General features: G+C 73.2%; 25 protein-coding genes. 14 read left to right on the top strand and 11 right to left on the bottom strand.

Annotation, left to right across the window (positions count from 1 at the left end):
- Positions 1-5: 5 nt before the first annotated feature.
- The 3 genes from Q7L65_RS14090 to Q7L65_RS14080 are packed head-to-tail and all read right to left on the bottom strand — an operon-like array spanning position 6 to position 3615.
- Positions 6-1451 (bottom strand): hypothetical protein, encoded by a 1446-nt coding sequence (locus Q7L65_RS14090; RefSeq protein ID WP_304722075.1) that lies wholly within the window; start codon positions 1449-1451, stop codon positions 6-8.
- 4 nt (positions 1452-1455) lie between these two features.
- On the bottom strand, positions 1456-3120 hold the full coding sequence (locus Q7L65_RS14085) for an acetolactate synthase large subunit (RefSeq protein ID WP_304722074.1): 1665 nt from the start codon (positions 3118-3120) through the stop codon (positions 1456-1458).
- 39 nt (positions 3121-3159) lie between these two features.
- Positions 3160-3615 (bottom strand): MaoC family dehydratase, encoded by a 456-nt coding sequence (locus Q7L65_RS14080; protein WP_304722073.1) that lies wholly within the window; start codon positions 3613-3615, stop codon positions 3160-3162.
- Between the two features lie 64 nt (positions 3616-3679).
- Between Q7L65_RS14080 and Q7L65_RS14075 the strand changes: the two genes are divergently transcribed.
- Positions 3680-4549: a 5'-3' exonuclease gene (locus tag Q7L65_RS14075; RefSeq protein WP_304722072.1), complete on the top strand. Its 870-nt coding sequence runs from the start codon at positions 3680-3682 to the stop codon at positions 4547-4549.
- A gap of 62 nt (positions 4550-4611) precedes the next feature.
- Here Q7L65_RS14075 and ychF read toward each other — a convergent pair whose 3' ends face one another.
- From ychF to Q7L65_RS14045, 6 genes are all read right to left on the bottom strand, one after another.
- Positions 4612-5691 carry a redox-regulated ATPase YchF gene (gene ychF, locus Q7L65_RS14070; protein ID WP_304722071.1) on the bottom strand — a complete coding sequence of 360 codons (1080 nt, stop codon included), beginning with the start codon at positions 5689-5691 and terminating at the stop codon, positions 4612-4614.
- A complete protein-coding gene (locus tag Q7L65_RS14065; protein WP_304722070.1) occupies positions 5688-6194 on the bottom strand; it encodes a phosphatase PAP2 family protein in 507 nt (168 codons plus the stop codon). The genes ychF and Q7L65_RS14065 overlap by 4 nt, the downstream gene beginning before the upstream one ends.
- A 29-nt stretch (positions 6195-6223) precedes the next feature.
- Positions 6224-6448: a hypothetical protein gene (locus Q7L65_RS14060; RefSeq protein WP_304722067.1), complete on the bottom strand. Its 225-nt coding sequence runs from the start codon at positions 6446-6448 to the stop codon at positions 6224-6226.
- Entirely contained in the window at positions 6448-6858 is a 411-nt protein-coding gene (gene mce / locus Q7L65_RS14055; RefSeq protein ID WP_304722065.1) for a methylmalonyl-CoA epimerase, read from the bottom strand. Before mce ends, Q7L65_RS14060 begins: the two co-directional genes overlap by 1 nt.
- Before the next feature lie 63 nt (positions 6859-6921).
- Positions 6922-8010 (bottom strand): quinolinate phosphoribosyl transferase, encoded by a 1089-nt coding sequence (locus tag Q7L65_RS14050; RefSeq protein WP_304722063.1) that lies wholly within the window; start codon positions 8008-8010, stop codon positions 6922-6924.
- Positions 8011-9315 (bottom strand): M20/M25/M40 family metallo-hydrolase, encoded by a 1305-nt coding sequence (locus Q7L65_RS14045; RefSeq protein WP_304722061.1) that lies wholly within the window; start codon positions 9313-9315, stop codon positions 8011-8013. It abuts the gene before it with no gap.
- A 63-nt stretch (positions 9316-9378) separates the two neighbouring features.
- On the opposite strand from Q7L65_RS14045, the gene Q7L65_RS14040 reads away from it, so the two are divergent.
- Positions 9379-10662, top strand: a complete 1284-nt coding sequence (locus tag Q7L65_RS14040; protein ID WP_304722059.1) for a replication-associated recombination protein A — start codon at positions 9379-9381, stop codon at positions 10660-10662.
- Between the two features lie 23 nt (positions 10663-10685).
- On the opposite strand, the gene Q7L65_RS14035 is transcribed toward Q7L65_RS14040, so the two are convergent.
- Positions 10686-11498 (bottom strand): oxygenase MpaB family protein, encoded by an 813-nt coding sequence (locus Q7L65_RS14035; RefSeq protein WP_304722058.1) that lies wholly within the window; start codon positions 11496-11498, stop codon positions 10686-10688.
- A 108-nt stretch (positions 11499-11606) separates the two neighbouring features.
- Between Q7L65_RS14035 and Q7L65_RS14030 the strand changes: the two genes are divergently transcribed.
- From Q7L65_RS14030 to Q7L65_RS13975, 12 genes are all read left to right on the top strand, one after another.
- The gene (locus Q7L65_RS14030; protein ID WP_304722056.1) at positions 11607-12344 is read left to right on the top strand and encodes a bifunctional precorrin-2 dehydrogenase/sirohydrochlorin ferrochelatase; all 738 of its coding nucleotides are present in this window, start codon (positions 11607-11609) and stop codon (positions 12342-12344) included.
- Positions 12345-12398: 54 nt separating this feature from the next.
- Positions 12399-13544, top strand: coding sequence for a sigma-70 family RNA polymerase sigma factor (locus Q7L65_RS14025; RefSeq protein ID WP_304722055.1), 1146 nt, complete (start codon positions 12399-12401; stop codon positions 13542-13544).
- Positions 13545-13586: 42 nt separating this feature from the next.
- Positions 13587-14066, top strand: a complete 480-nt coding sequence (gene moaC, locus Q7L65_RS14020) for a cyclic pyranopterin monophosphate synthase MoaC (RefSeq protein ID WP_304722052.1) — start codon at positions 13587-13589, stop codon at positions 14064-14066.
- The gene (locus Q7L65_RS14015) at positions 14067-14552 is read left to right on the top strand and encodes a molybdenum cofactor biosynthesis protein B (RefSeq protein ID WP_304722051.1); all 486 of its coding nucleotides are present in this window, start codon (positions 14067-14069) and stop codon (positions 14550-14552) included.
- Positions 14530-15216, top strand: a complete 687-nt coding sequence (locus Q7L65_RS14010; RefSeq protein ID WP_304722049.1) for an ATP-binding cassette domain-containing protein — start codon at positions 14530-14532, stop codon at positions 15214-15216. Before Q7L65_RS14015 ends, Q7L65_RS14010 begins: the two co-directional genes overlap by 23 nt.
- On the top strand, positions 15213-15905 hold the full coding sequence (locus tag Q7L65_RS14005; RefSeq protein ID WP_304722048.1) for a heme exporter protein CcmB: 693 nt from the start codon (positions 15213-15215) through the stop codon (positions 15903-15905). Before Q7L65_RS14010 ends, Q7L65_RS14005 begins: the two co-directional genes overlap by 4 nt.
- 4 nt (positions 15906-15909) lie before the next feature.
- Positions 15910-16653, top strand: coding sequence for a cytochrome c biogenesis protein (locus Q7L65_RS14000; RefSeq protein WP_304722046.1), 744 nt, complete (start codon positions 15910-15912; stop codon positions 16651-16653).
- Positions 16650-16967: a hypothetical protein gene (locus tag Q7L65_RS13995; RefSeq protein WP_304722045.1), complete on the top strand. Its 318-nt coding sequence runs from the start codon at positions 16650-16652 to the stop codon at positions 16965-16967. Before Q7L65_RS14000 ends, Q7L65_RS13995 begins: the two co-directional genes overlap by 4 nt.
- The gene (gene hemA / locus Q7L65_RS13990) at positions 16964-18307 is read left to right on the top strand and encodes a glutamyl-tRNA reductase (protein WP_304722044.1); all 1344 of its coding nucleotides are present in this window, start codon (positions 16964-16966) and stop codon (positions 18305-18307) included. Before Q7L65_RS13995 ends, hemA begins: the two co-directional genes overlap by 4 nt.
- A 1-nt stretch (position 18308) precedes the next feature.
- Positions 18309-19244 (top strand): hydroxymethylbilane synthase, encoded by a 936-nt coding sequence (gene hemC / locus Q7L65_RS13985; protein WP_304722043.1) that lies wholly within the window; start codon positions 18309-18311, stop codon positions 19242-19244.
- Positions 19241-20731 (top strand): uroporphyrinogen-III C-methyltransferase, encoded by a 1491-nt coding sequence (gene cobA / locus Q7L65_RS13980; protein ID WP_304722041.1) that lies wholly within the window; start codon positions 19241-19243, stop codon positions 20729-20731. The genes hemC and cobA overlap by 4 nt, the downstream gene beginning before the upstream one ends.
- A gap of 150 nt (positions 20732-20881) precedes the next feature.
- Positions 20882-21589, top strand: a complete 708-nt coding sequence (locus Q7L65_RS13975) for a biotin--[acetyl-CoA-carboxylase] ligase (protein ID WP_304722039.1) — start codon at positions 20882-20884, stop codon at positions 21587-21589.
- Positions 21590-21595: 6 nt separating this feature from the next.
- Here the strand turns inward: Q7L65_RS13975 and Q7L65_RS13970 are convergent, their stop codons facing one another.
- Positions 21596-25492, bottom strand: coding sequence for a DEAD/DEAH box helicase family protein (locus tag Q7L65_RS13970; RefSeq protein ID WP_304722038.1), 3897 nt, complete (start codon positions 25490-25492; stop codon positions 21596-21598).
- Positions 25493-25495 lie beyond the last annotated feature (3 nt).

The raw sequence follows: 25495 nt of genomic DNA, 5'->3' as shown, positions 1-25495 counted from the left end.
ACGCCTCACGCGCCGAGCGTCGGCCACAGCGCGTAGGCCGGGTACGGTGGGTCGAACGGCACTCTGGTGCCGTCGGGCGCTGTGCGCACCGGGCCGCGCAGGCTGCTCTGGAAGCGCACATCCTTGTCGTTGACGAGGTACTGACTCCAGAGGCGGACGGGGAGCTGGGCCATCGCGGTCCAGTTCTCCGCCAGCTTCGCGACCTGCTCGGCGAACGCGTCCTTCGCGTCGTCGCCGGCGGTCTTGGCGGGATCGACGACGTAGACGTCCGGCGCCGTCTCGCTGACGCCGAACTGGTAGCCGCCCTCGGTCAGCCACAGCGCCGGGTCGGGCCAGCCGCCGGTGCGCAGCAGCTCGATCGCCTCCTGCGCCCGCCACAACCCTCTGCCAGGGCCCTCCTGCTGCGGGCCGTACTTGACGTCGCCGTAGTTGTGCTGCGACCAGCCGACCGGCGTCGGCGGCTGCCAGCCGGCCAGCTGCGCCACCAGCTCGCGCGTGAAGGCGCGCCACGGCGTGCCGTGATCGCTGTCGTCGGCGACGACGTCGGCGGTGTTCGGCATCAGCAGCTCGGGCCCGCGCGGCAACGCCTCGCCGTTGCGGTAGCGGGCGGCGACGGCCGCGGCGCTGCGCATCATCTCGGCGACCGCGGAGACGATCGTGCCGTCCGGATAGCGGTCGTCGAGCTGCGGCCACCAGGCGAGGTTCGGCTCGTTCAGCGGCTGCAGCCAGTCCAGCCGCGCGCCCTGCGGGTTGCCGGCGACGGCGCCGGCGCGGCCCGGTCCCGGCGTTCTCTCGCCGCCGGTGTCGGCCCAGCGCGCGCAGCACCAGGCGACAAACCACGCCCACGGACCGTCCTCGGAACGGTCGTCGGGGACGTAGCTGCCGTTGCCGAGCCGTCCCTGGCCCGGCAGGCCCGGCCCGCCCTGCCCTTGCTCCATCGCCGGGTTCAGGCAGCCGATGCCCGGGTGCGCCCAGTCCGCGAACGCCTGGTAGAGCGTCAGTCCGACGCGGCGGCCGTCGGCGTTGGCCTGCGCGATCTGCGCGTCCAGCGCGGCGATCTTCGCGGCCGCCGGACCGGCCGGATCGCTCAGCTGCGCAAACGACGCCGCGAGCGTCTGCGGCTCGGGCCGGTGCGGCTGCACCTCCGGCCAGATGATCCAGAACGTGACGACCTCGGTCGGTCGCGCACCGCCGAGCAGGTACGGACGTACACCGAGCGAGTCGTCGTAGGGGTTGACGTCGCCGATCAGCGAGACGCCCTTGAGCATGCGCTCGCTGGGGAGCGCGACCGCAGGCGGCGGGGGGACGGCGGCCGGCTGCGTCGGGGGCGGCGGGGCGGCCGGCGGCGCCTCCTGCGCTGCCGCGCGGCTCGCGTCGAGCAGCAGCGCGGCCGCCGCGGCGCCGGCCCCAGCGCCGCGTGCCAGCAGCTGGCGCCGGGTCAGAGCGGCCATCAGGTCAGGTCGCGACGGTCTCGGTCCCGAGCTGCTGCGTCAGCGCCACGTCGGGCGAGTAGTCGATCGGCAGCACCAGCACGGACGGGACGTCGAGCGTCAGCGCGTGCTGGAAACGCGCGGCGAAGTCGTCGATCGACTCCGCGCGCCAGCCCGGCAGGCCGAACGCCTCGGCCAGCTTGACGAAGTCGGGGTTGGTGAAGTCGACGCCGAAGTGGCGGCCGAACTTCTTGTCCTGCTTCCAGACGATCGAACCGTACTGGCGGTTCTCCCAGATCACGTTGACGAACGGGGTTCTGAGCCGCTTCGCCGTCTCCAGCTCCTGGCAGTTCATCAGGAAGCCGCCGTCGCCGCTGACGGTGACGACCTTGCGTTCGGGGTGGACCAGCTTCGCCCCGATCGCGCTCGGAACCGCGAAGCCCATCCCGGCGAGGCCGTTGGCGATCATCACCGTGTTCGGCTCGTGCGCGGGGAACATCCGCCCGATCCACAGCTTGTGCAGGCCGACGTCGGAGATCAGGATGTCGTCGCGCCCCATCGCGCGGCGGATCTCCAGCAGCGCGCGCGGCGGATGGGCGGGAAAGCTGTCGTCGGAGGAGGCGCCCTGCAGGTGGCCGCGCACCAGCTCGCGCAGCTGCTGCGAGCCGCCCGCGTGGAGCGTGTCGCGGCACTCGTCCGCCAGCCGCGCCAGCACGCCGTAGATGTCGCCGATCAGCTCGACGTCGGGCACGAAGTTGGCGTCGATCTCGGCCGGCACCGTGTCGATCACGACGATCTGCTTGTCGCGCACGGGGTTCCAGTGCTTGGGCGCGTGCTCGACGAGGTCGTAGCCGATCGCGATCACGACGTCGGCGTCCTCGAAGCCGGCGAGCGCGTAGTCGCGCGCCTGCAGCCCGACCGTGCCGAGCGCGAGCGGCGACTCGTCGTCGATCACGCCCTTCGCCATGAACGTCTCGGCGACCTTGATCCCGGTCGCGCGCGCGAACTCGCGCAGCGCGGGCGCCGCACCGCCGCGCACGACGCCGTTGCCGGCGAGCGCGACCGGCCGCTTCGCGCTGCGGATGATCTCGGCGGCGCGCAGCAGGTCGCGGGCGCGCGGCTCCGTCCGGACCGGCTGCTGGCGCGGCAGCGGCGTGGAGGCGGCGACGTCGCTGTCGTCGACGGGCGCCATCATCACGTCCTCCGGCAGCTCCAGGTGCGTCGCGCCGGGCTTCTCCGCCTCCGCCAGCTTGAACGCCTTGCGCACCACCTCGGGGACGATGTCCGGGCTCGACACGCGCGCGTTCCACTTCACGACCGGTCTGAGGATCTGCACCAGGTCGATGTACTGGTGCGACTCCTTGTGCATCCGCTCGACGTCGGCCTGGCCGGTCAGCGCGACCAGCGGCGCGCGATCGAGATAGGCGTCGGCGACAGCGGTGATCAGGTTCGTCGCGCCGGGGCCGAGCGTGCCGAGGCAGACGCCGGCGCGGCCGGTGAGACGGCCGTACATGTCGGCCATGTAGGCGCCGCCCTGCTCGTGGCGCACGGGAACGAACGCGACGGAGGAGTCCTCCAGCGATTCGTTCAGGTCGAGCGTCTCCTCTCCGGGGATCCCGAAGACGTACTCGACGCCCTCGGCCTCGAGGCATTCGACGAACAGATCTGAGGCGCGGCGGTGGGCGGCCATCGTCCCAACGTAACACGGGCCGCCCGTTTGCAAACGGCGTCAGCCCGCGTAGATGCGCGCCAGCGTCTCGGCGACGCAAACGGGCTTCTCGCCGCCGTCGCGCTCGAACGTCAGCGCCGTCGCCAGCTGGATGCCGCCGGGGATGTCCTCGACGGAGGCGATCGTCGCACGCATGCGAACTCTCGAGCCGACCGGCAGCGGCGCGGGGAAGCGGACCTTGTTGAGCCCGTAGTTGAGCGCGAACGCTACGCCCGTGACCGTATACAGCTGGTAGGAGAAGCTCGGCGCGAGCGAGAGCGTGTAGTAGCCGTGCGCGATCGTCCCGCCGAACGGCGTCTGCGCCGCTCTCGCCGGATCGACATGGATCCACTGATGGTCGCCGGTGACCTCAGCGAATCTGTCGACCGCCTCCTGCGTCACCTCATGCCACTCGCTGACGCCCAGCTCCTGCCCGACGCGAGCCTTGATCTCGTCGATGCCGTTGAGCGTGATCACTGGTCTCCTCTCGCCACTGTGCAGGGGTCGCAAGGCTAGTTCCGAGGGCGATAGGCTGCGCCGCATGCCCGCTCCGCTGCTCGCCGTCGACGCGCCGTCGCTGCTCTACCGCGCCTGGTTCGCGCTGCCCGACTCGATCCGCGGCGCGGGCGGGATGCCGGTCAACGCGCTGCTGGGCGCGACGAACGCGATCCTGCGGATCGTCGCCGACCACGCTCCGCGCGCGGTCGTGATCTGCAACGGTGCCGAGGCCGCGAGATACCGCGTCGAGCGCTACGGCGGCTACCACGCGAACCGTCCGCCGGTGCCCGAGGGGCTCGCGCAGCAGTTCGCGCGCTCGGGCGAGCTGTTCGAGGGCTTCGGCTGGACGCTCGCGGGCACGAGCGAACTGGAGGCCGACGACCTGCTGCACTCGTTCGCGCTGAGCGAGGTCGACGCGGGCGGCGGCGCGCTGCTGATGACCGGCGACCGCGACATGTTCCAGTGCGCGACCGACACGGTCACGGTGCTCTACCTGAAGACCGGCGTCAGAGGGTTCGAGCCGATGACGCCGGCGGCCGTCGAGCAGCGCTACGGCATCCCGCCTGCGCTCGTGCCCGACTTCATCGCGCTGCGCGGCGACCCGTCCGACGGGCTGCCGGGCGCGAGAGGGATCGGCGAGAAGGGCGCCGCGGACCTGCTGCGCCGCCACGGCTCGCTGGAGGCGGCGCTGGCCAACCCCGACGGCGAGAGACCGCGCGTCGCGAGAGCGCTGCGCGAGCAGGCCGACGAGCTGCGCGACTACCTCGCAATCGCGACGCTGCAGCGGATCGACGTCGCCCTCCCCGCCGACGCCCCGGTCGACCTCGCCGGCGGCGCCGCCGCGGCAGCGGCGCTCGGCATGAACAGACTCGCCAGACGCCTGCGCGACGTGTCAGACCCGTCGCAGCTCTGACGCGAAATCGTCGCGAACACGCCCTCACGCGCACGGATTCGCTCCGTGGCGTCTGCCTGGTTCTACGGCGTGAACTTGACGGTGATCACGTCGCCGTCCTGCATCACGTAGTCGCGGCCTTCGACTCTGAGCGTGCCGCGTTCTCTGGCGGCGTTGTAGCCGCCAGCGTCGATCAGCTCTCTCCAGTTGATCACCTCGGCACGGACGAATCCTCTCTGTATGTCCGAGTGGATCTCGCCGGCGGCGTGCCAGGCGGTGAGGCCTCTGCGCAGGTGCCATGACTGGGCGCGCACGCCGCTGCCGACGGTGAAGAAGGCGTTCAGGTTGAGCAGGTCGAAGGCGCCGCGGACGATCCGCTGCAGGCCCGACTCGGAGATCCCCAGCTCGGCGCGCATGATCGCCGCCTCCTCGTCGTCGAGCTCGGACAGCTCCGCCTCGATCCGCGAGGAGATCGCGACCGCCTTCGCGGCGTGCGCCTCGGCGTGCGCGAGGATCGCGGGCGGCACCTCGTCGGTGCCCTCGTCGACGTTGGCGACGAACAGGACCGGCTTCGCCGTCAGCGGCTGCAGCTCCTTGATCGCGTTCGGCGCGTCCTCCGGCGCCGGCACCGTGCGCGCCGGTCTGCCCGCCTGCAGCGCCTCGATCAGCGCGGCCAGCCACGCCTCCTCGGCGATCGCGACCTTGTCGCCGCCGCGCGCTGCGCGCACGACGCGGCCGTGGCGGCGCTCGGCCTGCTCGAGGTCGGCGAAGATCAGCTCGGTCTCGATCGTGTCGATGTCGGCGAGCGGGTCGACACGGCCCTCGGGGTGGATCACGTTGTCGTCGTTGTGCGCCCGCACGACGTGGATGATCGCGTCGGTCTCGCGGATGTTCGCGAGGAACTGGTTGCCGAGCCCCTCGCCCTCGTGCGCGCCTCTCACGAGCCCGGCGATGTCGTGGAAGTCGACCGTGTCATGGACCGTCTCCGACGAGCCCAGCATCTGCGCGAGCGCGTCGATCCGCTCGTCGACGACCGGCACGACCGCGACGTTCGGCTCGATCGTCGTGAACGGGTAGTTGGCCGCCTCCGCCCCAGCGCGCGTGAGCGCGTTGAAGAGCGAGGACTTGCCCGCGTTCGGCATGCCGACGATCCCGACCTTCATGTGCGTGCTCCCTTGCCGATCGCCGTGCCGAGCGCGGCTCCGATGACGATGTCCGACGGCCAGTGCACGCCGAGGTACAGCCGCGAGCCCGCCATCGCGAACGCCGCCAGCAGCAGCGGTCGCGCCGGCAGCAGTCCCGCATATGCCTGCGCGGCCGCGAACGACGAGGTCGCGTGCGCGCTGGGGAAGCTGAGCTGCGTCGGCGGCTGCGTCAGCTGCGGCAGATCCTCCAGCTGCGGGCGCGGCCGCCGGACGGTGAACTTGATCGCCTGGTTGGCGACGTACGCCGCGCCGACGCCGGTGACCGCTCTCGCCCAGCGGCCGCGCCGTCGGCGGTCCAGCACGACGCCGGCGGCACCGATCGCGAGCCACCCGGACGCGTACTGGCCCAGCTGCGAGTAGCCGCGCACAGCCCGCTCCAGCGCAGGCGTGTGGCCGAGCGTGCGCGTGAGGCGCAGACCGGCGAGGTCGAGCGCCTGCAGCGGAGCGGGGAACGTCACCATCGCGGACAGCTCTGCCGGCGGCTGCGGGCTCAGGAGAGCCCGAAGCCGACGCGCTGCTCCTGCGCGTCGGTGCGCACGTACTCGACCTTGCCGAGGTCGAGGAAGATCGAGCCGTCGGCCGTCTTCATGTCGTACCAGCCCTTGGCGTCGCCGCCGAGCGCTCCGAGCAGGTCGGAGACCGCGTCGGGCGTGGCGCGCACCGGGAGCGTCTGCCCCCGGAAGCCGATCGTGATCCGCTGTTCCTCGGCTGCCATCAGTGTCCCTCCGCGGGTTGGACGATCTCGCTCAGCACGCCGCCGGTCGCCGCGGGGTGCACGAAGGCGACCTTCGAGCCGCGGATGCCGATGCGGGGCGTCTCGTCGATCAAGCGCATGCCGGACGCCTTCAGCGACGCGAGCGTCGCCTCGATGTCCTGCACCTGGTAGGCCACGTGGTGCAGCCCAGGGCCCTTCTTGGCGAGGTACTTGCCGACGGGCGTGTCGGGCCCCAGCGGCGCGAGCAGCTCGACGTGGCCCTCGCCGACGTCGAGCAGGATCGCCTCGACGCCCTGCTCCGCGACGATCTCGCGGTGCACGACGGGCATCTTCAGTCCGTTGGCGTAGGTCTCGAGGGCGGCGTCGAGGTCTTCGACGGCGACCCCGATGTGGTCGATGCGGCCGAGCATGCGCGGCGGAGCATAGCGAGCAGCGGGCCGTGCCGAGCGCGCCCCGCCGGGCGCGACCGTGCCCTAGCCGACCCGCTCCAGCCGCGGGTTGGGCCGCTCGCCGCGGCCGACCTTCGCGCACGGCCGCCCGTCGACGCGCACGACGTCGGCGGTGAAGTCGTTCTGCCCGCGGATCAGCGACGAGCCGACGCCGTAGGCGTCGACCGGCACGCCGGACGCCTCGAAGGCGCGGATCCGCTCGGCGTCGAAACCGCCGGAGGCGACGATCCGCACCGCGCCGAAGCCGGCCGCGTCGAGCGCCGCGCGGACCTTCTCGACCAGCCGCGGGTTGACGCCGGTCGGTCTGAAGTCGCCCATCTCCTCCCACAGCGAGCGGTCGACGAGCTGCTCGCCGGTGTCCAGCCGCACGCCCCAGAGGCGGCCGCCGAGCGCTTCCGCGACCTTCAGCGCGGTGCCGACGGAGTCGTTCTCCCAGTCGACCAGCACGGTCACGTTGACGTCCGGGTGGTAGCGGTCGGCGAACTTCGTCGCGGCCAGCACCGTGTCGCCGCCGTACGCGGCGATCAGCCCGTGCGGCACGGTCCCGATCCCGCGCCCGCCCCACCACGACGCCTGCGCCTCGGTCGAGACGCCGATCGCGCCGGCGACGTGCGCGGCCCAGCCGTCGCCGGTCTGCACGAGCCAGTGGTCGTGGCGCGCGGGGAAGTAGAAGATCTGCTTGCCGCGCGCCGCCTCGACGACCTCGCGCACGTTGCGCATGATCAGCGAACGGCGCGCGAGCGTGCCGAGGTAGACGGTCTCCAGGTGCGCGACCAGCGTGTAGTCGCCGGCGATCGTCATGACCGTCTCGCGTGGCTCGATCCGGTCGCCCTCGTGCAGCGCGTGCACCTCCAGCTCGTCCCAGCCGGGGATCCAGGCGCCGTCGGGCGCGCGCCGGCCGGCGCAGAGCTTGAGGATCGCGATCGCCTCGTCGATCCCGCCCAGCAGCGACTCGCGCTTCTGGAACACCTGCAGCAGCACCTGCGGGTGGTGGTCGTCGTCCTCGAGCAGGCGCTTGGTCGAGACGAAGTACGCGTCGGAGTAGTAGCCGTCGCGGATGCGCTGCACCGGGAGCCGGAAGGTGTCGGGGGCGAGCCGCTCGCGCGTGGCCACTTATCTCAACAGTTCCCTCGCCACGTCGCGGTAGAACGTCGCCGCGAAGCCGAGGTCGCGCACGTCGATCCGCTCGTTCGCGCTGTGCACCAGCGGAGCGGTCTCGAAGCGGGTCTGGTGCAGCTGCGGGAAGAAGCCGTACGCGACGCAGTCGGGGAACGCGGCGCGGAAGTGGCGCGAGTCGGTGAAGCCGGGCAGGATCAGCGGCACCGTCGAGGCGGCCGGGTCCTGCGAGGAGATCCAGCCGTTGATGGCCTCCCGGAGGAGCGAGCCGATCGGCGAGCTGTTGCCAGAGACCTGCTCGTCGAAGCTGATGCGGAAGCCGTCCTCGGGGCCGAGCACCTCGGCGATCGCCTTGCGGACCGCCTCCTGACCGAGTCCCGGCGGGACGCGGCAGTCGACCTTCAGCTCCGCACGGCTCGGGATCACGTTGATCTTCTCCGAGGCGGAGACCTTCGTCGGCGTGAAGGTGACGCCGAACATCGGCTCGAACATCGCGATCAGGCGCGGGTCTGTCGCCTCCATCCGCGCGACCGCGGCGGCCGGGTCGGCCGGGTTCTCGCCGAGGCCGCGCAGGAACGCCGCGGGCGCCTCGGTCAGCTCGTAGGAGGGCTGCCGCGTCGCGAGCCGCTCCAGCAGCGGCGCCAGCTTCAGCAGCGCGTTGTCGCCCATCTTCGGCTGCGACGCGTGGCCGGCGACGCCGGCGGTCGTGATCGTGAAGCGGAAGACGCCCTTCTCCGCCGTGCAGACGCCGTAGCGGCGTCTGCCGCGGTACTCGAAGACCTCGCCGCCGCCCTCGTTGAGGAGGTAGTCGCAGCGGACCTTGTCGGGGTGGTGCTCGGTCAGCCACTGCGCGCCGAGCCGACCGCCGGTCTCCTCGTCGACGACGCAGATCACCAGCAACTCGCCCTTCGCGGGGCGCCAGCCGTCGCGCGCGAGCGCCACCGCGGCGGCGACCTCGGCCGCGACCTGCGACTTCATGTCGAGCGCTCCGCGGCCCCACAGGAAGCCGTCGGCGAGCGCGCCCGACCACGGGTCGTGCTCCCACTCGTCGGGGTTGGCGAGGACGGTGTCGACATGGCCGAGGAACGCCAGCGTCGGGCCCTCGGCCTCGCCGCGCAGGCGCGCGATCAGGTTCGGCCGCTCCTCCTCCGCGCCGAGCAGCTCGACCTCGAAGCCGGCCGCGCCGAGGTGGGCGGCGAGGTACTCCTGGCAGGCGCGCTCGTTGCCGGGCGGGTTGACGGTGTCGAACTGGACGAGCCGCTGCAGCAGCTCGGTCGTCTCTGACTGGAGGTCGGCTGGCATCGCCTGCGGATGCTACGGCTTCGCGGCGAGCCCGCGCAGGAGCGCGTGCGGCAGACTTGACAGATGTCCTCCCTGTTCGAGCCGCCGGAACCGAGCGCCGAGACCGTCCGGGCCGGCGCGCCGCTGGCGGCGCGGATGCGCCCGCGCACGCTCGGCGAGTACGTCGGCCAGGACCACCTGCTGCACGACGGCTCGCCGCTGCGGCGCGCGATCGAGTCCGGCAGACCGCATTCGATGATCCTGCACGGCCCGCCCGGCACCGGCAAGACGACGCTCGCGCGGATCGTCGCCGACAGCGCCGACGCCGTCTTCGAGGAGCTGAGCGCCGTGCAGGCCGGCAGACCGGAGGTGCGCGCGGTGATGGAGCGCGCCGAGCAGCGCCGCCGCACCGGTCGCCGCACGGTCTTCTTCCTCGACGAGATCCACCGCTTCAACAAGGCGCAGCAGGATGCGCTGCTGCCGGCCGTCGAGGAGGGGCTCGTGACGCTGATCGGCGCGACGACCGAGAACCCCTCGTACGAGGTCAACGGCGCGCTGCTGTCACGGGCGCGCGTCTACGAGCTGCGCGGACTGAGCGACGACGACGTCCGCACGCTGCTGCTGCGGGCGTTGGAGCGCGGCGAACTGGGCCTCGTGAGAGTCGACGACGACGCGGTCGAATGGCTCGTCGCGCGCGCCGCCGGCGATGCGCGCACGGCGCTCAGCGCGCTCGAGTTGGCCGCGACGACGGCGCCCGCGAGCGTCGTCACGCTGGCGCACGCCGAGGAGGCGCTGCAGAGACGGATCCTCCACTACGACCGCGTCGGCGACAACCACTACGACACGATCTCGGCCTGGATCAAGTCGACGCGCGGCTCCGACCCGGACGCGTCGCTCTACTACCTCGCGGTGATGCTGGAGGGCGGCGAGGACCCGCGCTTCATCACGCGCCGGATGGTGATCCTCGCCAGCGAGGACATCGGCAACGCGGATCCGCAGGCGCTGCAGGTGGCGGTCGCGACGGCGCACGCGGTCGAGCTGATCGGGCTGCCGGAGGGTGCGCACGCGCTGGCGCAGTGCGCCGTCTACCTCGCGCTGGCGCCGAAGTCGAACGCGGCCTACAAAGCGCTCGGCCGGGCGCGCCAGCACGTGCGCGACAACGGCGCCGCGCCGCCGCCGGTGCCGCTGCGCTCCGGCGGGCGCGGCGAGGGCTACGACTACCCGCACGACCGCCCCGGCCATGTCTCGCCGCAGGAACTGCTGCCCGACACGGTCGCCGGCCAGCGCTTCTGGACCGCCAGCGGAACCGAGAGAGCGCTCGGCGAGCGGCACGAGCGGATTCGCAGAGCGCGGGGGAAGACACCATGAGAGCGGCCGTGTGAGCGGGCCGCTCACACGGCCGCTGGCAACCGCGGTCTGACGTACCGCAGCCGGTGCGGCAGCAGCGGCACCAGCACGCGCCGCGCGTACTCCTGGCCGCTGCGCAGCGCGAGACCTCTGGCCGGGTCCCAGCGGAAGCCGTAGAGGCGGCGGATCTGCTTCGGCAGCAGGCCGACGGTGGCGAAGTTGGCGTACTCCAGCAGCGGGCGCACATGCAGCGGCACGGGTGGGCGCATCACGATGTCGATCGCCAGGGCGCGCGCCTCGTCGCCGACGTGCAGGTCGCCGCCGTCCAGCATCCCGCGCATGTACTGGTCGAAGCCCTCGATCGTCGCGGGCATGTCGCGCTCGCGCAGGCCGAACAGGCGCCCGAAGACGCGGTAGTCGCGCCAGTAGGCGTCGCGCTCGTCGCGGCTGAGCGGGCCGACGTAGCGCTGGTAGACCGTCAGTCCCGAGTCGACGAGCGTCGCGAGGATCCACAGCAGCAGCGCCGGATCGTCGGCGGCGTAGGGCGTGCCGGCGGGGAAGCGGCCGGCCGGCCGCTCCAGCTCGCCGCGGATCCCGCCGTGCACTCTGCGCACGATCGCGGTCACGCGCTCGGCCTCCGCGCGCGGTCCGAAGACGACGAGGTTGACCGCCAGCGCGGTGCGGTGCAGCCGCTCGTACGGCTCGTCCATCGCGCCGGTGTGGGCGAAGAAGCCGGCGAACGCGACCGGGTGAGCGGCCTGCATCAGCAGCGCGCGCGGGCCGGCCAGCGCGACGATCTGCTCGCGGTGGACGCGACGGATCGCCGCGTCGTCGTCGTAGACCCCGATTGCGTCCATGTACCGAGGGTACGAAGCAGCGCCCGCAACGGTTCGCAGCGCGGCGCACGGATGCCGGCGCAGGCGGGTGGCGCGAGCGGGTGGCGGCGGGCGGGTACCCTGGATCGCATGCCAGCACAGGCCTACAGCGGCAAAGAATGCGTCTGCCAGTACCGCAAGGGGATCTGCGACCAGACCTGCGTCCGCGACATGCTCGACACGCCGTTCTACATCGCGTGCCTGAAGCTCAGAGGACGCCGCAGCCTCGTCGTCGGCGGCGGTGACGTCGGCCTCGAGAAGGTCGAGGGACTGCTCGCCTGCGACGGCGACGTGACGGTCGTGGCGCCGGACCTGCAGCCCGAGCTGCAGCGGCTCGCCGACGAGGGCTCGATCAGTTGGATCGCGCGCGAATACGAGCCGGCGGACCTCGAGGGCACGTTCATGGTGATCGCCGCCACGAACGACTCCGAGGTCAACATCCGCGTCTACGACGACGCGGAGAAGCGCGCGATGCTCGTCAACGTCGTCGACGTGCCGCCATTGTGCAACTTCATCCTGCCCGCGATCGTGCGGACCGGCCCGCTCGCGATCGCGATCTCGACCGCGGGCGCCTCGCCGGCGCTGGCGAAGCGGATGAAGCGCGAGATCTCGCAGCTGTTCGGCGAGGACTACGCGCGCCTCGCCGTGATGCTGAACGACGCGCGCGGCTGGGCGAAGTCGACGTTGCCGACCTATCAGGAGCGCAAGGACTTCTTCGAGTCGATCGTCAACGGGGCGCCCGACCCGATCGAGCTGATCCGCGCCGACGACGAGCCGGCCGTGCTCGACATCATCGCCGCGGCGCAGCGGACCCACGCGCCGGCATGAGGCGGCCGGAGCGCGTGTCCGCTTCGGCCGCGCGCATCCGTCTCCACAGGTGACATGGATCTCGATCTCCTCATCACCACCCACCGCCGCCCGATCGAGCGCCACCTGCGCCGGTACGTCGGCGACGCCGGCCTCGCCGAGGACCTCGCACAGGAGGTCTTCCTGCGGGCCTGGAAGCACATACCGCGCGACATCTCGCCCGAACGCCAGCGCGCCTGGCTGTTCCGCGTCGCGCGCAACGCCGCGATCGACGCGCTGCGCGCCCGCCGCCCGCTCGACGACGCGACGCTGCTCGACGGACTCGAGACGACCGCCGCCGCGACCGTCGAGGACCACGACGAGCGGCTCGCGATCGAGGCGGCGCTGGCGCAGCTGGAGCCGCGCGACCGCGCGCTCGTGACGCTGCAGTTCGCCGGCTTCGGCCCGACCGACGCCGCGCGCCTGCTGCGCACGACGCCCGAGGCCGCGCGCAAGCGGCTGACGCGGGCGCGTGAGCGCTTCCGCATCTCCTACGCCGCGCTACAGCCCGCGAACCTGCCGCCGCTGGTGCTGCTGGTCGCGCGCGACGAGCAGCCCGAGGTCTACGAGAACTGGCTCAGCCGCGCTGACGTGCGCGTGCGGCGCGTCAGGCCCGAGGACGCCGCGCGCCAGCTCGCGACCGCCCACGCGCTGGTGCTGAGCGGTGACGAGCACGACGTGCACCCGGCGATGTACGGCCAGCCGATCCGCGCCGCGCGCAACCCCCGGCTGGAGGCCGACCGCACGGACGTCGCGATCGTGCGCGAGGCGCTCGCGACGCGCATGCCGGTGCTCGGGATCTGCCGCGGCCACCAGCTGATCAACATCGCCCGCGGCGGCTCGCTGCACCAGGACCTGAGCGAGATCTCGGGCCACGGCGGCGACCAGCACGACACCGGCACGCACCCGATCGGCTCGCGCTCGCAGACGCTCGCGCGCAGGATGCTGGGCGCCCGCGCGGCCGTGCCGACGCTCCATCACCAGGCGGTCGACCGCCTCGGCCGCGGCCTCACCGTCGCCTCGGTCTCCAGCGACGGCTTGATCGAGGCGATCGAGGACCCGCGCCTGCCGTTCGCCGTCGGCGTGCAGTGGCACGCGGAACTGCCGGAGGCGAGCGACGCCGGTCGACGCCTGCGCGACGGCCTGATCGAGGCCGCGCACCGCCACGCCCTGGCCGCGTGAGCGAACCGCCTCGCGGCGCCAGGGAAGTGACAGACTGGTCGGGTGAGCGGGCTGACGCACATCGACGACGAGGGCAACGCGCGGATGGTCGACGTCGGCGAGAAGGCCGTCAGCGACCGCCGCGCGGTGGCGCGCGCGACCGTGCGGATGCTGCCCGCGACCGCCGCGGCCGTGCGCGACGGCAACGCGCCGAAGGGCGACGTCATCTCGACCGCGCGGATCGCCGGCATCCAGGCCGCCAAGCGGACCTCGGAGCTGATCCCGCTCTGCCACGGCCTGCCGCTGTCGTTCGTCGACGTCGTCGCCGAGGTCGACGCCGACGGCGGCCGCATCGTGCTGAGAGCCGAGGCCCGCACGCGCGCGCAGACCGGCGTCGAGATGGAGGCGCTGACGGCCGCGAGCGTCGCCGCGCTGACCGTCTACGACATGGTCAAGGCGCTTGAGAAGGGCGTCGAGATCGCCGAGGTTGTGCTGCTGGAGAAGTCCGGCGGGCGCTCCGGCGAGTGGCGGCGCGAGGCGTAGATGCAGACGGCGATCCTGACGATCTCCTCGACGCTCGCCCGCGGCGAGGGCGAAGACCTCTCCGGCGCGGAGCTGGAGCGCCAGGCGACCGCGGCCGGCTGCGAGATCGTCGCGCGCGACCGCGTCACCGACGACCGCTCCGCGATCGCCTCGCTGCTGCGCGGCTACGCGAGCGAGCGGCTGCCGCTCGTCTTCACGACCGGCGGCACCGGCATGACGCCCGACGACCACACGCCCGAGGCGACGCGCGACGCGATCGAGCGCGAGGCGCCCGGCTTCGCGGAGGCGCTGCGCGCCGAGTCGCTCAGACACACGCCGATGGGGATGGTCTCGCGCGGCGTCTCCGGGATCGCCGGCCGCACGCTGATCGTCAACTTCCCCGGCAGCCCGAAGGCGATCGCGCAGCTGTTCGGCGTGATCGCCCCGACGCTGTCGCACGTCGTCGCGCAGCTGAATCGCGAAGGTGGACGCGGCGCCCGTCATTGAGCTGCGCGACGTCGGCCGCCGCTACGGCGAGCGCTGGGCGCTGCGCGACGTGTCCGTGACGGTCGAGGCCGGCGCGACGCTCGTCGTCTTCGGCCCCAACGGCGCCGGCAAGTCGACGCTGCTGCGCGTGCTCGCGACGCTGTTGCGTCCGCACGGCGGCGAGGTCCGTGTGCTCGGCGAGGAGCTGCCCAGAAGAGACTGGGCGGTGCGCGGCAGAGTCGGGCTGCTGGCGCACGACGCGCTGCTCTACCGCGACCTCAGCGCGCGCGAGAACCTGCGCTTCCACGCGCGCCTGCACCGGCTCGGCGAGGAGCGCGTCGAGCAGCTGCTGGTGCAGACGCGCCTGACCGGCCGCGCCGACGACCCCGTCCGCACGCTCTCGCGCGGACTGCTGCAGCGCGTCGCCGTCTGCCGCGCGATCCTGCACGACCCGCCGCTGCTGCTGCTCGACGAGCCGCGCGCGAACCTCGACCCGGCGGCGACCGAGCTGATCGAGCCGCTGATCGGCCGTGCCAGCGGCCGCACGCGCGTGATCACCAGCCACGACCCGGCCGGCGGCCTGGCCGAGGCCGACCTCGCGCTCGGCCTGCGCGACGGCAGACCGGCGCTGCTGGCGCCCGCCACCGAGGTCGACGTGACCGCCGTCGAGGCGCTCTACCAATGAGCCGCCAACGCCGGCCGATGCGCCCGACGATGGCGCTGCTGCGCAAGGACCTGCTGCTGGAGCGGCGCGCGCCGGAGTCGGTGCCGGCGATGGTGCTGTTCTCGATCGTCACGTTCGTGCTGTTCCACTTCGGCCTCGGCAGAGACACCGTCGAGGGCTCGCTGGCGGCCGGCGTGCTGCTCGTGACGATCCTGTTCGCGGCGATCCTCGGGATCAACCGGCTGTTCGTCTCCGAGGAGGCCGAGGGCGGCTTCGACGCGGTCCTGCTGGCGCCGATCGACCGCACGGCGCTGTTCGTCGCGAAGTCCGCCGCGCTGTTCCTGTTCCTCACGCTCGTCGAGCTGGTGGCGGTGCCGGCGTTCGCGATCCTGCTGCTGGGGCCGTCGCCGTGGAGCGCGCTGCCGGGGCTGATCGTCGTGCTGGCGCTCGTCAACGGCGCGCTCTCGGTCGTCGGCGCGCTCGTCTCCGCGCTCGCGATCCGGACCCGCTCGCGCGACCTGATCGTGCCGATCGTCGCGCTGCCGCTGCTGGTGCCGGCGCTGATCGCGGCGGCGCGCTGCTGCGCGCCGCTGCTGGCCGTCGGCGGGGCCGACTGGCCGGCGGCGAAGTGGCTGCTGGTGCTCGGGCTCTATGATCTTGTCTTCGGGCTTCTCGCCTACGCCGTCTTCGATTTCCTCCTGGAGGATTGACCGTATGTACGGGAAGGGACTGCGCGTCCTCACGCTCGCGACCTTCACCGCTCTGATCGCAACGTTCTGCCTGGTGGTCTTCTACGCCCCGAACGACGCTGATCAGGGCTTCATCCAGAAGATCTTCTACCTCCACGTCCCCGTCGCGATCATCACGCTCGTGGCCTACGTGGTGGCCGGGATCTTCGCCGTGATGCACCTGCGCACGGGCGACGGCAGATGGGACGTGAGGTCGTACGTGGTGATCCACATCGCGCTGATCTTCAACGTGATCGGGCTGCTGAGCGGCGCGATCTGGGCGAAGGCGTCGTGGGGTCACTGGTGGGTCTGGGACGAGCCGACGCTGGTCTCGTTCCTGATCGTCTTCCTGCTGTACGCGACCTACCAGCCGCTGCGCTTCTCGATCGAGGATCCCGAGCGCCAGGCACGCTACGCGTCGGTCTTCGCGATCCTCGCGGGCGCATTCGTGCCGCTCAACTTCATGGCCGTGCGGATGGCGACCAGCCTCGTGCACCCGCGCACGTTCGCGACCGCCGACGGCGGCCTGCCCGGCCAGATGATGTTCGTCTTCGTCGTCGCGATCGTGGCGATGGGTTTGCTGTTCTGGCTGTTGGTGAAGTACGAGATCACCCAGAAGAACGTCACCTGGCAGCTGCGCGCGCTCAGACGCCGCCTGCTCGGTGATGACGCAGTCGCACCACTCGGCCGCAGCGCTGCGCCGACGATCGCCCCGGAGGCCCGCCCGTGAACCCGCTCGCCCTGCTCGCCGCCGCGCCGGCGGTCCCGTATGACAAGGCGGGACGCTATGTCGCGGCCGCCTTCATCGTCTTCTTCGCGATCGTGCTGATCTACGTCGGGATCATGGCGACGAAGCTGCAGCGGCTCGAGCGCGACCTGAGCGAGCTGAACAGCGAGCTCGAGCGTCGCGAGCGCGGGCACGTCGAGGCACCCGACGCGGCCGGGACGTCCGTCGGCGCGGCGACCGCCGCGGCCGCCACGGGCCCCGCCGCGCAACCGCCAGGCGCGACGCTCGCGTCCGCCGGTGGCGCCGACGCGTCATGAGCGAGGTCCTCGCCATAGGCGTCTCGCACAAGACCGCGCCCGTCGCGGTGCGCGAGCGGCTGGCGCTGACGCCCGGCAGGCTGGCCGAGTTCCTGCGCGACACGCTCGCCGTCGGCGACGTGCAGGAGGCCGTCGCGGTCTCGACCTGCAACCGCACCGAGGTCTACGTCGTCGCGGGCGACCCGGTCGAGGCCGAGTCGGCCGTGCTGGCGATGCTGGCGCGCAAGGCCGGGATCCGCCCGACGGAGCTGGCCAACTCGATCTACGCGCTGCGCAACTGCGACGCCGCCCGCCACCTCTACCGCGTCACCAGCGGCCTCGAGTCGATGATCGTCGGCGAGGCCGAGGTGCAGGGCCAGGTCAAGCGCGCCTACGACGAGGCGCTCACGGCGCAGACGACCGGGCCGCTGACCAACCACCTCTTCCGCGACGCGCTCGCGACCGGCAAGCGCGTCCGCAGCGAGACGCGCATCGGCGAGCGACGCCTCAGCGTCTCCTCCGTCGCCGCCGCGCTCGCGAGCGAGCAGCTGGAGGGTCTCGACCGGCGCGAGGTGCTGCTGGTCGGCGCCGGCGAGACGAGCGAGCTGGCCGCGCGCGCGCTGGCCGACCACGGCGTCGAGGCGATCTTCGTCGCCAACCGCCGCCGCGACCGCGCGCTCAGCCTCGCGCAGCGCTTCGGCGGCCAGGCGATGAGCTTCGACGAGCTGCCGGCGCAGCTGGTGCGCGCCGACGCCGTCATCTGCACGACCTCCTCGCCGCACCCGATCCTGACCGGCGACGAGATCGCCGCCGTGATGGAGGCGCGCGGCGGACGGCCGCTGCTGATCCTCGACCTCGCCGTCCCGCGCGACGTCGCGCCGGAGGTGCGCGAGGTGCCGGGCGTCTCGCTCTACAACGTCGACGACCTCAGCGCGGTCGTGCGGCGCAACAGATCGGTCCGCCAGGTCGAGGCGCAGCACGCCGAGGGGATCGTCGAGGAGGAGATCCAGCGCTTCGCCGAGTGGCTCGGCCAGCTGGAGGTGCTGCCGACGGTCGGCGCGCTGCGCGCGCGCGGGCAGGAGATCGCGCGCCAGATCGTGCGCGAGAACGCCGGCCGCTGGGAGTCCGCCTCGCCGAAGGACCTGGAGCGCGTCGAGGCGCTCGCGCAGGCGGTCGTCAACCGCATCCTGCACGAGCCGACGCTGCGGATGAAGGGCATGGAGGACGACCGCATCCACCTGCGCATGCAGGTGATCCGCGACCTCTTCGGGCTCGAGGAGGAGCAGGACGGCGCGCTCGCCGTGCAGCCGCCGCTGGCCGAGGTGCGCGAGCTGCACCGCAGCCGGCGCCAGCAGGGCTGACGTGCGCGTCGGGACGCGCGGCAGCGCGCTCGCGTTGGTCCAGGCACGCCACGTCGCGACGATGCTCGGCGGCGAGCCGGCTGGGATCGAGGTCGTCCCGATCACCACCAGCGGGGACCGCGGCGCGCTGCTGGGCGACAAGTCACGCTGGGTCAAGGAGCTGGAGGCCGCGCTGCTGGCGGGCGAGATCGACGTCGCCGTGCACTCCGCCAAGGACATGCCGGCCGAGCCGCCCGACGGCCTGCTGCTGGCGGGCGTCCCGCGCCGCGCCGACGCGCGCGACGCGCTCTGCGGATCGCCGTCGCTGGCGGCGCTGGAGCCCGGCGCCGTCGTCGGCACCAGCAGCCTGCGGCGCGCCGCCGAGCTGCGCGCGCTGCGGCCCGACCTGCGCATCGTCGCGCTGCGCGGCAACGTCGACACGCGCCTGCGCAAGCTCGCCGAGCGCCAGGCGAGCGCGATCGTGCTGGCCGTCGCGGGGCTGGAGCGGCTCGGCCGCGCCGACGCGATCGACGCCGTCCTCGACGAACTGGTCCCCGCGCCCGGCCAGGGAGCGCTGGCGCTGGAGGTGCGCGCCGAGGACTCCGTCGCGCGTGCCGCGGCGGCCGCGATCGGCGAGCCGGACGCGACCGACTGCCTGACGGCCGAGCGAGCGCTCGTGCGGACGCTCGGCGCAAGCTGCCACACGCCGCTCGGCGCGCATGCGACGCGGGGCGCCGACGGCGCGTTGACGCTGCGGTCGTTCGTCGGGCTGCCGGATGGCTCGCAGTGGCTGCGCGACGAGCTGACCGCCGGATCCGGCGCCGATCCCGAGTTGTTCGGCGCCGCCGCCGGAACCCGCCTGCTGGCGGCCGGCGCCGGCGAGCTGCTGCGGGCCGCCGAGGCGCTTGGCGCCGGTTCGCCCCCACCCGCCTCGACCCCCGAAGGAGTCCAGCTGTGAGCGCACCCGGACGCGTCTACCTGGTCGGCGCCGGCCCCGGCGACATCGACCTGCTGACGGGGCGTGCCTACAAGGCGGTCGTCGAGGCCGAGGTGATCCTCTACGACCGGCTGATCCCGCCGGGCCTGATCGATCACGCCCATCCGGACGCCGAACTGATCTACGTCGGCAAGGAGGGCCGCGGCCCGTCGATGCCGCAGGCGGAGATCGACCGCCTGCTGGTCGAGCACGGCCGCGCCGGCAAGCGCGTCGTGCGGCTGAAGGGCGGCGATCCGTTCGTCTTCGGCCGCGGCGGCGAGGAGGCGCTGCTGCTGCGCGAGGCTGGGATCCCGTTCGAGGTCGTGCCCGGCATCACCTCTGGGATCGCCGCGCCGGCCTACGCCGGCATCCCCGTCACGCATCGCGACCGCGCCAGCGCCGTCGCGCTGATCACCGGCCACGAGGATCCCGCCAAGCCGGAGTCGGCGATCGACTGGCCGGCGCTGGCGGCGTTCCCGGGGACGCTCGTCTTCTACATGGGGATCGGCCAGCTGCCGCGGATCGCCGAGCGGCTGATCGCCGCCGGCCGCGACGCCGACGAGCCGGCGGCCGTGATCGAGCGCGGCACGCTGCCGGATCAGCGGACGGTCGTCGCGACGCTCTCGACGATCGCCGAGCGCGCCGCCGCGGAGGGCTTCAGACCGCCGTCGATCACGCTCGTCGGGTCGGTCGCCGCGCTGCGCGAGGAGGGCGTGCGCTGGTTCGAGGAGCGGCCGCTGGCGGGCCGGTCGGTCGCCGTCACGCGCGCGCGGGCGCAGGCGAGCGGGCTGGCGACGCGGCTGCGCGCGCTCGGCGCGGTCGCGCTGGAGACGCCAGCGATCAAGATCGTGCCGGTCGACGTGGGCGTCGCGCTGGACCCGAGCGGCTACGACCTCGTCTGCCTGACCTCGCCCAACGGCGTCCGACTGCTGTTCGAGCGGCTCGCCGCCGGGGGGCGCGACGCACGCGCGCTGGCCGGCGCGACGGTCGCCGCGATCGGTCCGGGAACGGCGCGCGCGCTGCGCGAGCACGGCGTCGTCGCCGACGTGGTGCCCGAGAGATTCGTCGCGGAGTCGTTGGTGGAGGCGCTCGCGGGGGTGCCGGTGAGACGGGCCCTCGTCGCCCGCGCCCGTGTCGCCCGCGACGTGCTGCCGGACGCGCTGCGCGCCCGCGGCGCCGAGGTCGACGTGGTCGAGCTGTACGAGACCGTCGCCGAGCAGTTGGACGCGGGCGAGCGCGCCGCGGCCGGCGCCGCCGACTACGTCACCTTCACGTCGTCCTCGACGGTTCGCTTCTTCCTCGACGCACTCGGCGGAGCGGACGCGATCTCGCCGCGGACGCGCCTGGTCTCGATCGGCCCGGTCACGAGCGCGACGCTGCGCGAGCACGGCCTCGAGCCGCACGTCGAGGCGAGCGAGCACGACGTCGACGGCGTCGTCGCGGCGCTGCTGGCGGACGCGGCGAGCTGAGGCCGGCGGACAGACCGGCGCGGCGCTGCTGGTGACGAGAATCGGCTGATCGCGGAGGACGGGTCGCCGAGGGCGGGTCGCCGAGGGCGGGTCGCCGAGGGCGGGTCGCCGAGCCGCCGCTCGGCGGGGCGTTCCGGCAGACTGAGCCGCGTGACCAGACTCGGAACGCCGCGGTTGCACCACCGCACGATCGGCTCGACGAACGCGCGGGCGCAGGAGCTGGCGGCAGCGGGAGCGCCGCACGGCACCGTCGTGACGGCCGCTGAGCAGACCGCGGGGCGCGGGCGCCAGGGGCGCGCGTGGTCGACGCCGGCCGGGACCGCGCTGGCGGCGTCGGTCGTGCTGCGCGATCCGCCGGCGCTGCTGACGCTGACCGCCGCGCTCGCGGTCGCCGACGTCGCGGCCGCGCTGGACGTTGCAGGGCGCGCGCCGGCGATCAAGTGGCCCAACGACGTGCTGCTCGACGGCCGCAAGGTCTCCGGCATCCTCGCCGAGGGACGGCTGCAGGACGGCTGGGCCGTGCTGGGGATGGGCATCAACGTCGCGATCGCGCAGGACGACTTCCCGCCCGAGCTGGCCACCCGCGCCACGACGCTCGGCCGCGCGCCCGCCGACGTCGAGCGGGCGCTGGAGCTGCTGCTGGAACGTCTGGAGCGCTGGCTCGCGACCGAGCCCGCCGAGCTGCTCGACGCCTACCGCGAGCGCGACGCGCTCGAAGGCCGCACGATCAGTTGGGACGGCAACCAAGGCACCGCCGCGGGCATCGCCGACGACGGCCGTCTGCGCGTGCGCGACGACGCCGGCCGCGAGCACCTGCTCGACGCCGGCGAAATCCACCTCGGCGCGCTCCCCGAGTAGCGCGGTCTACTCGTCCGCGGCGGCGACCGCGGCGCGTCTTCTCGCGGCTCTTCTGGCTCTCGCCGCGGGCGCTCTTCTCGCTCTCGCCGCTGCTCTTCTGGCGGCCGGCGCTCTGGCGGTTCTTGCGGCGGGGGCTCTGGCGGCTCTGGCCGCGCGGGCCGCTCTCGCCGCCGGTCTTCTCGTCGCGGCGGCTCTGCCGGCGACCGCTCTCGCGGCAGGTCTTCTCGCGACCGGAGATCTTCTGAGTCTCGCGACGACGTTGGCAGCGGCGGTCACCGCCGCGCCGCTCGCGGACGCCGCTCTTCTCGCAGCCGCAGGTCTCGCCGCTCTGCTCGCTCTCACCGCGGGTCGTCTCGCTCTGGCAGCGGCTCTTCTCGCACTCGTGCCGTTCTCGCCGGCCGCCGCGCGCACGGCCTCGGCCGCTGCGGTGACCGCGTCGAGGATCCCGGGCGCGGTCGTGGTCCGCCTGCCGCGCGGTCTCTGCAGCTCGTCGACGACGGGCGGCACCAGCTGCAGCTGGTCGCTCGGCGCCGCCGCTCTGCGCGAACGCGGAGCGGCTCTTCTCGCCGCGGTCGCGGATCCGCCGGTCGCTCTTCTCGCGGCCGCTCTTCTGGCCCGCACGGTTCTTCTGGCGATCGTGGCGGCCGTCGGCAGCGGTGCGGCGTCATCCGCGCGCGGGGCCGACACGTCGGCACGCGACTCGGCCGGCGCAACCGGCTCGGCCGCGCGCCGCCGGTTGGCGGCAGCCGCGGCCGGCGCCTCCTCGCGACGCGGCTCGGGCGACGCGGCACGCTCGGCCGCAGGGCGCCCGTCAGCCGCCGGCTGCGTCTCGACCGCCGGCACGCTGCCGCCGTCGACCGGCGCGACCGCTGCTATCTCGGTTCTTCTGCTCACGCGACGTCTGCGCGCTCTTCTCGCGGCCGGGACGGCCGCGTCCTCCTGCACATGCTGCTCGGCAGGCTCGGCCACGGGGTCCGGCGCACGTTCGGCGACGGGCTCGCGCTCGCGCCGCTCGTCGCGAGCCGCGTCGCCGCCCGCCGCCGGACGGCCGCTCCCGCGCCGTCGGTCGCTGGTCCGCTCGGACCGTCCGCCGCTGCGCTCGCGCTGGCCGTCGCCGCCGTTCTCGGGTCGCTCGTCGCCGCTGCCGTCGGACTGGCCGCGCCCGCCACCGCGCGGCTGCCCGTCGCCGCCGCGCTCGGATCGGCCGTTCCCGCCGTCCTGTGACTGCGACTGCCCGTCGCCGCCGCCCTCCGGCTGTCCGTTGCCGCCGCCTCTGCGACCGCGCGAGCCGCGGCGTCTGCGCGAGCCGCGTCTGGAGCGCGCGGAGCCCGCGCCGGAACCGGACCCAGAGCCGGAACCGACGACCGCCGCCTCGGCGCCGTCGCCGAGCGCCTCGTCCAGCACCGCCGTGTCCGGCCCGTCGCCGTCGAAGTCGTGATCGAGCCCGTCGTCGGTCGCGACGCCGGTCGCCGCCAGCGTCTCCTCCGGCGCGAGCACCTCCTTGCCGCCCTTGCGGCGGCGGCGCGCGCCGCGGGAGCGCCTGCCTCTCGGGAAATTCCTCAGCAGTTCACGGGCGAGTGCGGACGGCTTGCGGGCCAGCCTCGTGCGGGCGCCGCGCAATGCCTCCTCGGCCTCGGGCGTGTGGGCGAGCGCGGCGGCCAGCAATGCGGCCGACAGGCGCCTGTCCTGTCTCCTCGAGGCGTGCACGAGCCGGCGCGCGTTGCGCGCGTGCGCGCCGCCGGAGGAGTTCACGAGCAGGCCGAGCAGGCGCTTCGTCTCGGGCCAGCGCTGCACGGCGTACTCCTCGTGCACCTCGCGCGTGTACTCCGCCATCCGCCAGATCCATGCGTTCGCTTGGTCCCTACGGCCAATCCTCTTCTCGGCGAGCGCCTGCAGCATGATCTTGACGCCCTCGCGGCGCTCGTCGCGCGGCCAGGTGCCCATCAGGTCGATCGCCTGGTCGAACGCCTCCGCATCCCTCGCGGCGGCGATCTCCTGCAGGGCCCGCAGGCGCAGCTGCGCGTTGCGGTTGCGCTCGACCGCGGTGATCAGGAAGCGGCGCTTGAGGTCGCCCTGGCGATCGAAGTGCAGCATCGCCTTCGCGCGCCGCCAGCCGTTCGGCGCGACGCGCGCGCCGGCGAGCGCGGACCAGACGTGCTGCTCGCCGTAGTCGAGGTGGTCGACCGCGATCCGCCACAGCTCGCGCTCGAAGACCTCGGCACGTCTCTCCGGATCAGGCGTCACGGGCAGCACGCGACGCTCGACGCGCACGCGCCGGCCGCGGCCGCGGCGGACGGGCCCGACGACGATCGCGCCGCCGCGGTAGACGTCGCGGTCCAGCAGCGAGTGCAGCGTGATGACCGACTCGTCGTTCTTCGTCGCGGGGTGGACGAAGTCGATCACGATGCCGGCTTCCTTGCCGGGATGGCGACGCGTGACGCGGCCGACGCGCTGCTGGTAGATCCGCTTGGAGGCGGTCGGCGCGAGGTGCATGCAGACCGTTGCGCGCGGCGAGTTCCACCCCTCGGCGAGCAGCTGCGCGTTGATCAGCACGTCGATCTGACCGCGCTCGTAGTCGGCCAGGATCCGCGCCAACTCGCGCTTGGGCGTCTCGCCGGAGACGGCCTGCGCCTTCATGCCGACGTCGCGGAAGGCCTGCGCGACGTTGTAGGCGTGGCGCACGCCGGCCGTGTAGACGACGCCCGGGACGCCGTTGAAGCGCGTCTTGTAGAGGTCCGCGATCGCGAGGTTGAAGGGCAGCTGATCGAGCAGCTCGGCCAGCATCTCCTGGTCGAACTCGGTGTCGACCTCGCCGCGGCGCAGCGGCACCTTCGCGATCGTGCGGACGCCCGGGCCGGGCGGGATGCGAATGCAGCGCAGCGGCGAGATGACGCCGCGGCGGGCGGCCTGCGCAAGGTCGAAGCGCGACGTCTGCGTCGGGAACAGGTCGGTGACATGGCGCGCGATCAGCGCGCCCGTCGCGGTCATGCCGACGAAGACCGGCCCGGCCCATCTGCGGATCGAGCCGCTCGTCTTCTCGCCCAGCGCGGTGTGCGCCTCGTCGCAGATGACGATCGTGTAGGCGTCCGAGATTCTGCCGGCGTTGCGGACGAACCACTGGTAGGTCTCGACCGTGACCGGCCCTCTCGGGCTGTCCTGCCCGGCCAGCAGCGGCGCCGATATGCGGTTCGCGTAGCCGCGGTCCCTCAGCTCGCCGTGGAACTGGTCGACGAGGTTGCGGCGATGGGTCAGGATCAGCACGCCGCCGCTGCGCGACGCCTCGACGAAGCCGAGCGCGGCGACGGTCTTGCCGGCGCCGGTCGCGTGCTCGAACCAGAAGCGCCGGGCGGCGTTGGGATCCTCGGGCTGCTCGGCGAGCTGGACCTCGTCGTCCTCGCCGCCCTGGTCGTCCTGCCAGTCCTGCGGCTCCTCGTCGGGCTCGCCGCCGTCCTCGTCGTCGAGCTCGAGGTCGAGGTCCTCCTCGCCGGGGATCGCGGCGGAGGCGAGCTGGACCGGCTCCTCCGGCGCGGCCGCGTGGCCGTTGCCGTTCCCGTTGGACCCGTTGCCGGTGCGCTGAACTTCGGCCATCAGGGCGGTCAACGTGCCGGAGAGCGCGTCGACCTGGTGCGGGTTCAGCAGCGTGCCGTCGGCGAGGCGCGCCTCCTCCTCGCTGAGCAGCCGCTCGAGGCCGACCAGCAGCGAGTACTCGCGCCGCCAGGCGATCGAGGGAACCCTCAGGCCGGCGGCGATCTCGGCCAGCGCAGCGTCGAGCGCGCGCCGACGGGCGCTGCCGGGGACGAGCGCGTCAGCGGGCTCTTCGCCATCGTGCACGAAGCGCTCACGCGTGAAGCGCTCAGCACTCGCGATCGAGTGGGCGTCAGGAAGGAACGTTGATTCAGCCATCAA

Source organism: Conexibacter sp. CPCC 206217 (assembly GCF_030646165.1).
Taxonomy (GTDB): domain Bacteria; phylum Actinomycetota; class Thermoleophilia; order Solirubrobacterales; family Solirubrobacteraceae; genus Conexibacter.
This window is presented reverse-complemented; position numbering and strand designations above follow the sequence as displayed.

Excerpts from the sequence above, each read along its gene's own strand:
- Q7L65_RS14090 (WP_304722075.1), bottom strand. The coding sequence starts at position 1,451 with ATGGCCGCTCTGACCCGGCGCCAGCTGCTGGCACGCGGCGCTGGGGCC.
- Q7L65_RS14085 (WP_304722074.1), bottom strand. The coding sequence starts at position 3,120 with ATGGCCGCCCACCGCCGCGCCTCAGATCTGTTCGTCGAATGCCTCGAG.
- Q7L65_RS14075 (WP_304722072.1), top strand. The coding sequence starts at position 3,680 with ATGCCCGCTCCGCTGCTCGCCGTCGACGCGCCGTCGCTGCTCTACCGC.
- ychF (WP_304722071.1), bottom strand. The coding sequence starts at position 5,691 with ATGAAGGTCGGGATCGTCGGCATGCCGAACGCGGGCAAGTCCTCGCTC.
- Q7L65_RS14065 (WP_304722070.1), bottom strand. The coding sequence starts at position 6,194 with ATGGTGACGTTCCCCGCTCCGCTGCAGGCGCTCGACCTCGCCGGTCTG.
- Q7L65_RS14060 (WP_304722067.1), bottom strand. The coding sequence starts at position 6,448 with ATGGCAGCCGAGGAACAGCGGATCACGATCGGCTTCCGGGGGCAGACG.
- mce (WP_304722065.1), bottom strand. The coding sequence starts at position 6,858 with ATGCTCGGCCGCATCGACCACATCGGGGTCGCCGTCGAAGACCTCGAC.
- Q7L65_RS14045 (WP_304722061.1), bottom strand. The coding sequence starts at position 9,315 with ATGCCAGCCGACCTCCAGTCAGAGACGACCGAGCTGCTGCAGCGGCTC.
- Q7L65_RS14040 (WP_304722059.1), top strand. The coding sequence starts at position 9,379 with ATGTCCTCCCTGTTCGAGCCGCCGGAACCGAGCGCCGAGACCGTCCGG.
- Q7L65_RS14035 (WP_304722058.1), bottom strand. The coding sequence starts at position 11,498 with ATGGACGCAATCGGGGTCTACGACGACGACGCGGCGATCCGTCGCGTC.
- Q7L65_RS14030 (WP_304722056.1), top strand. The coding sequence starts at position 11,607 with ATGCCAGCACAGGCCTACAGCGGCAAAGAATGCGTCTGCCAGTACCGC.
- Q7L65_RS14025 (WP_304722055.1), top strand. The coding sequence starts at position 12,399 with ATGGATCTCGATCTCCTCATCACCACCCACCGCCGCCCGATCGAGCGC.
- Q7L65_RS14015 (WP_304722051.1), top strand. The coding sequence starts at position 14,067 with ATGCAGACGGCGATCCTGACGATCTCCTCGACGCTCGCCCGCGGCGAG.
- Q7L65_RS14005 (WP_304722048.1), top strand. The coding sequence starts at position 15,213 with ATGAGCCGCCAACGCCGGCCGATGCGCCCGACGATGGCGCTGCTGCGC.
- Q7L65_RS14000 (WP_304722046.1), top strand. The coding sequence starts at position 15,910 with ATGTACGGGAAGGGACTGCGCGTCCTCACGCTCGCGACCTTCACCGCT.
- hemA (WP_304722044.1), top strand. The coding sequence starts at position 16,964 with ATGAGCGAGGTCCTCGCCATAGGCGTCTCGCACAAGACCGCGCCCGTC.
- Q7L65_RS13970 (WP_304722038.1), bottom strand. The coding sequence starts at position 25,492 with ATGGCTGAATCAACGTTCCTTCCTGACGCCCACTCGATCGCGAGTGCT.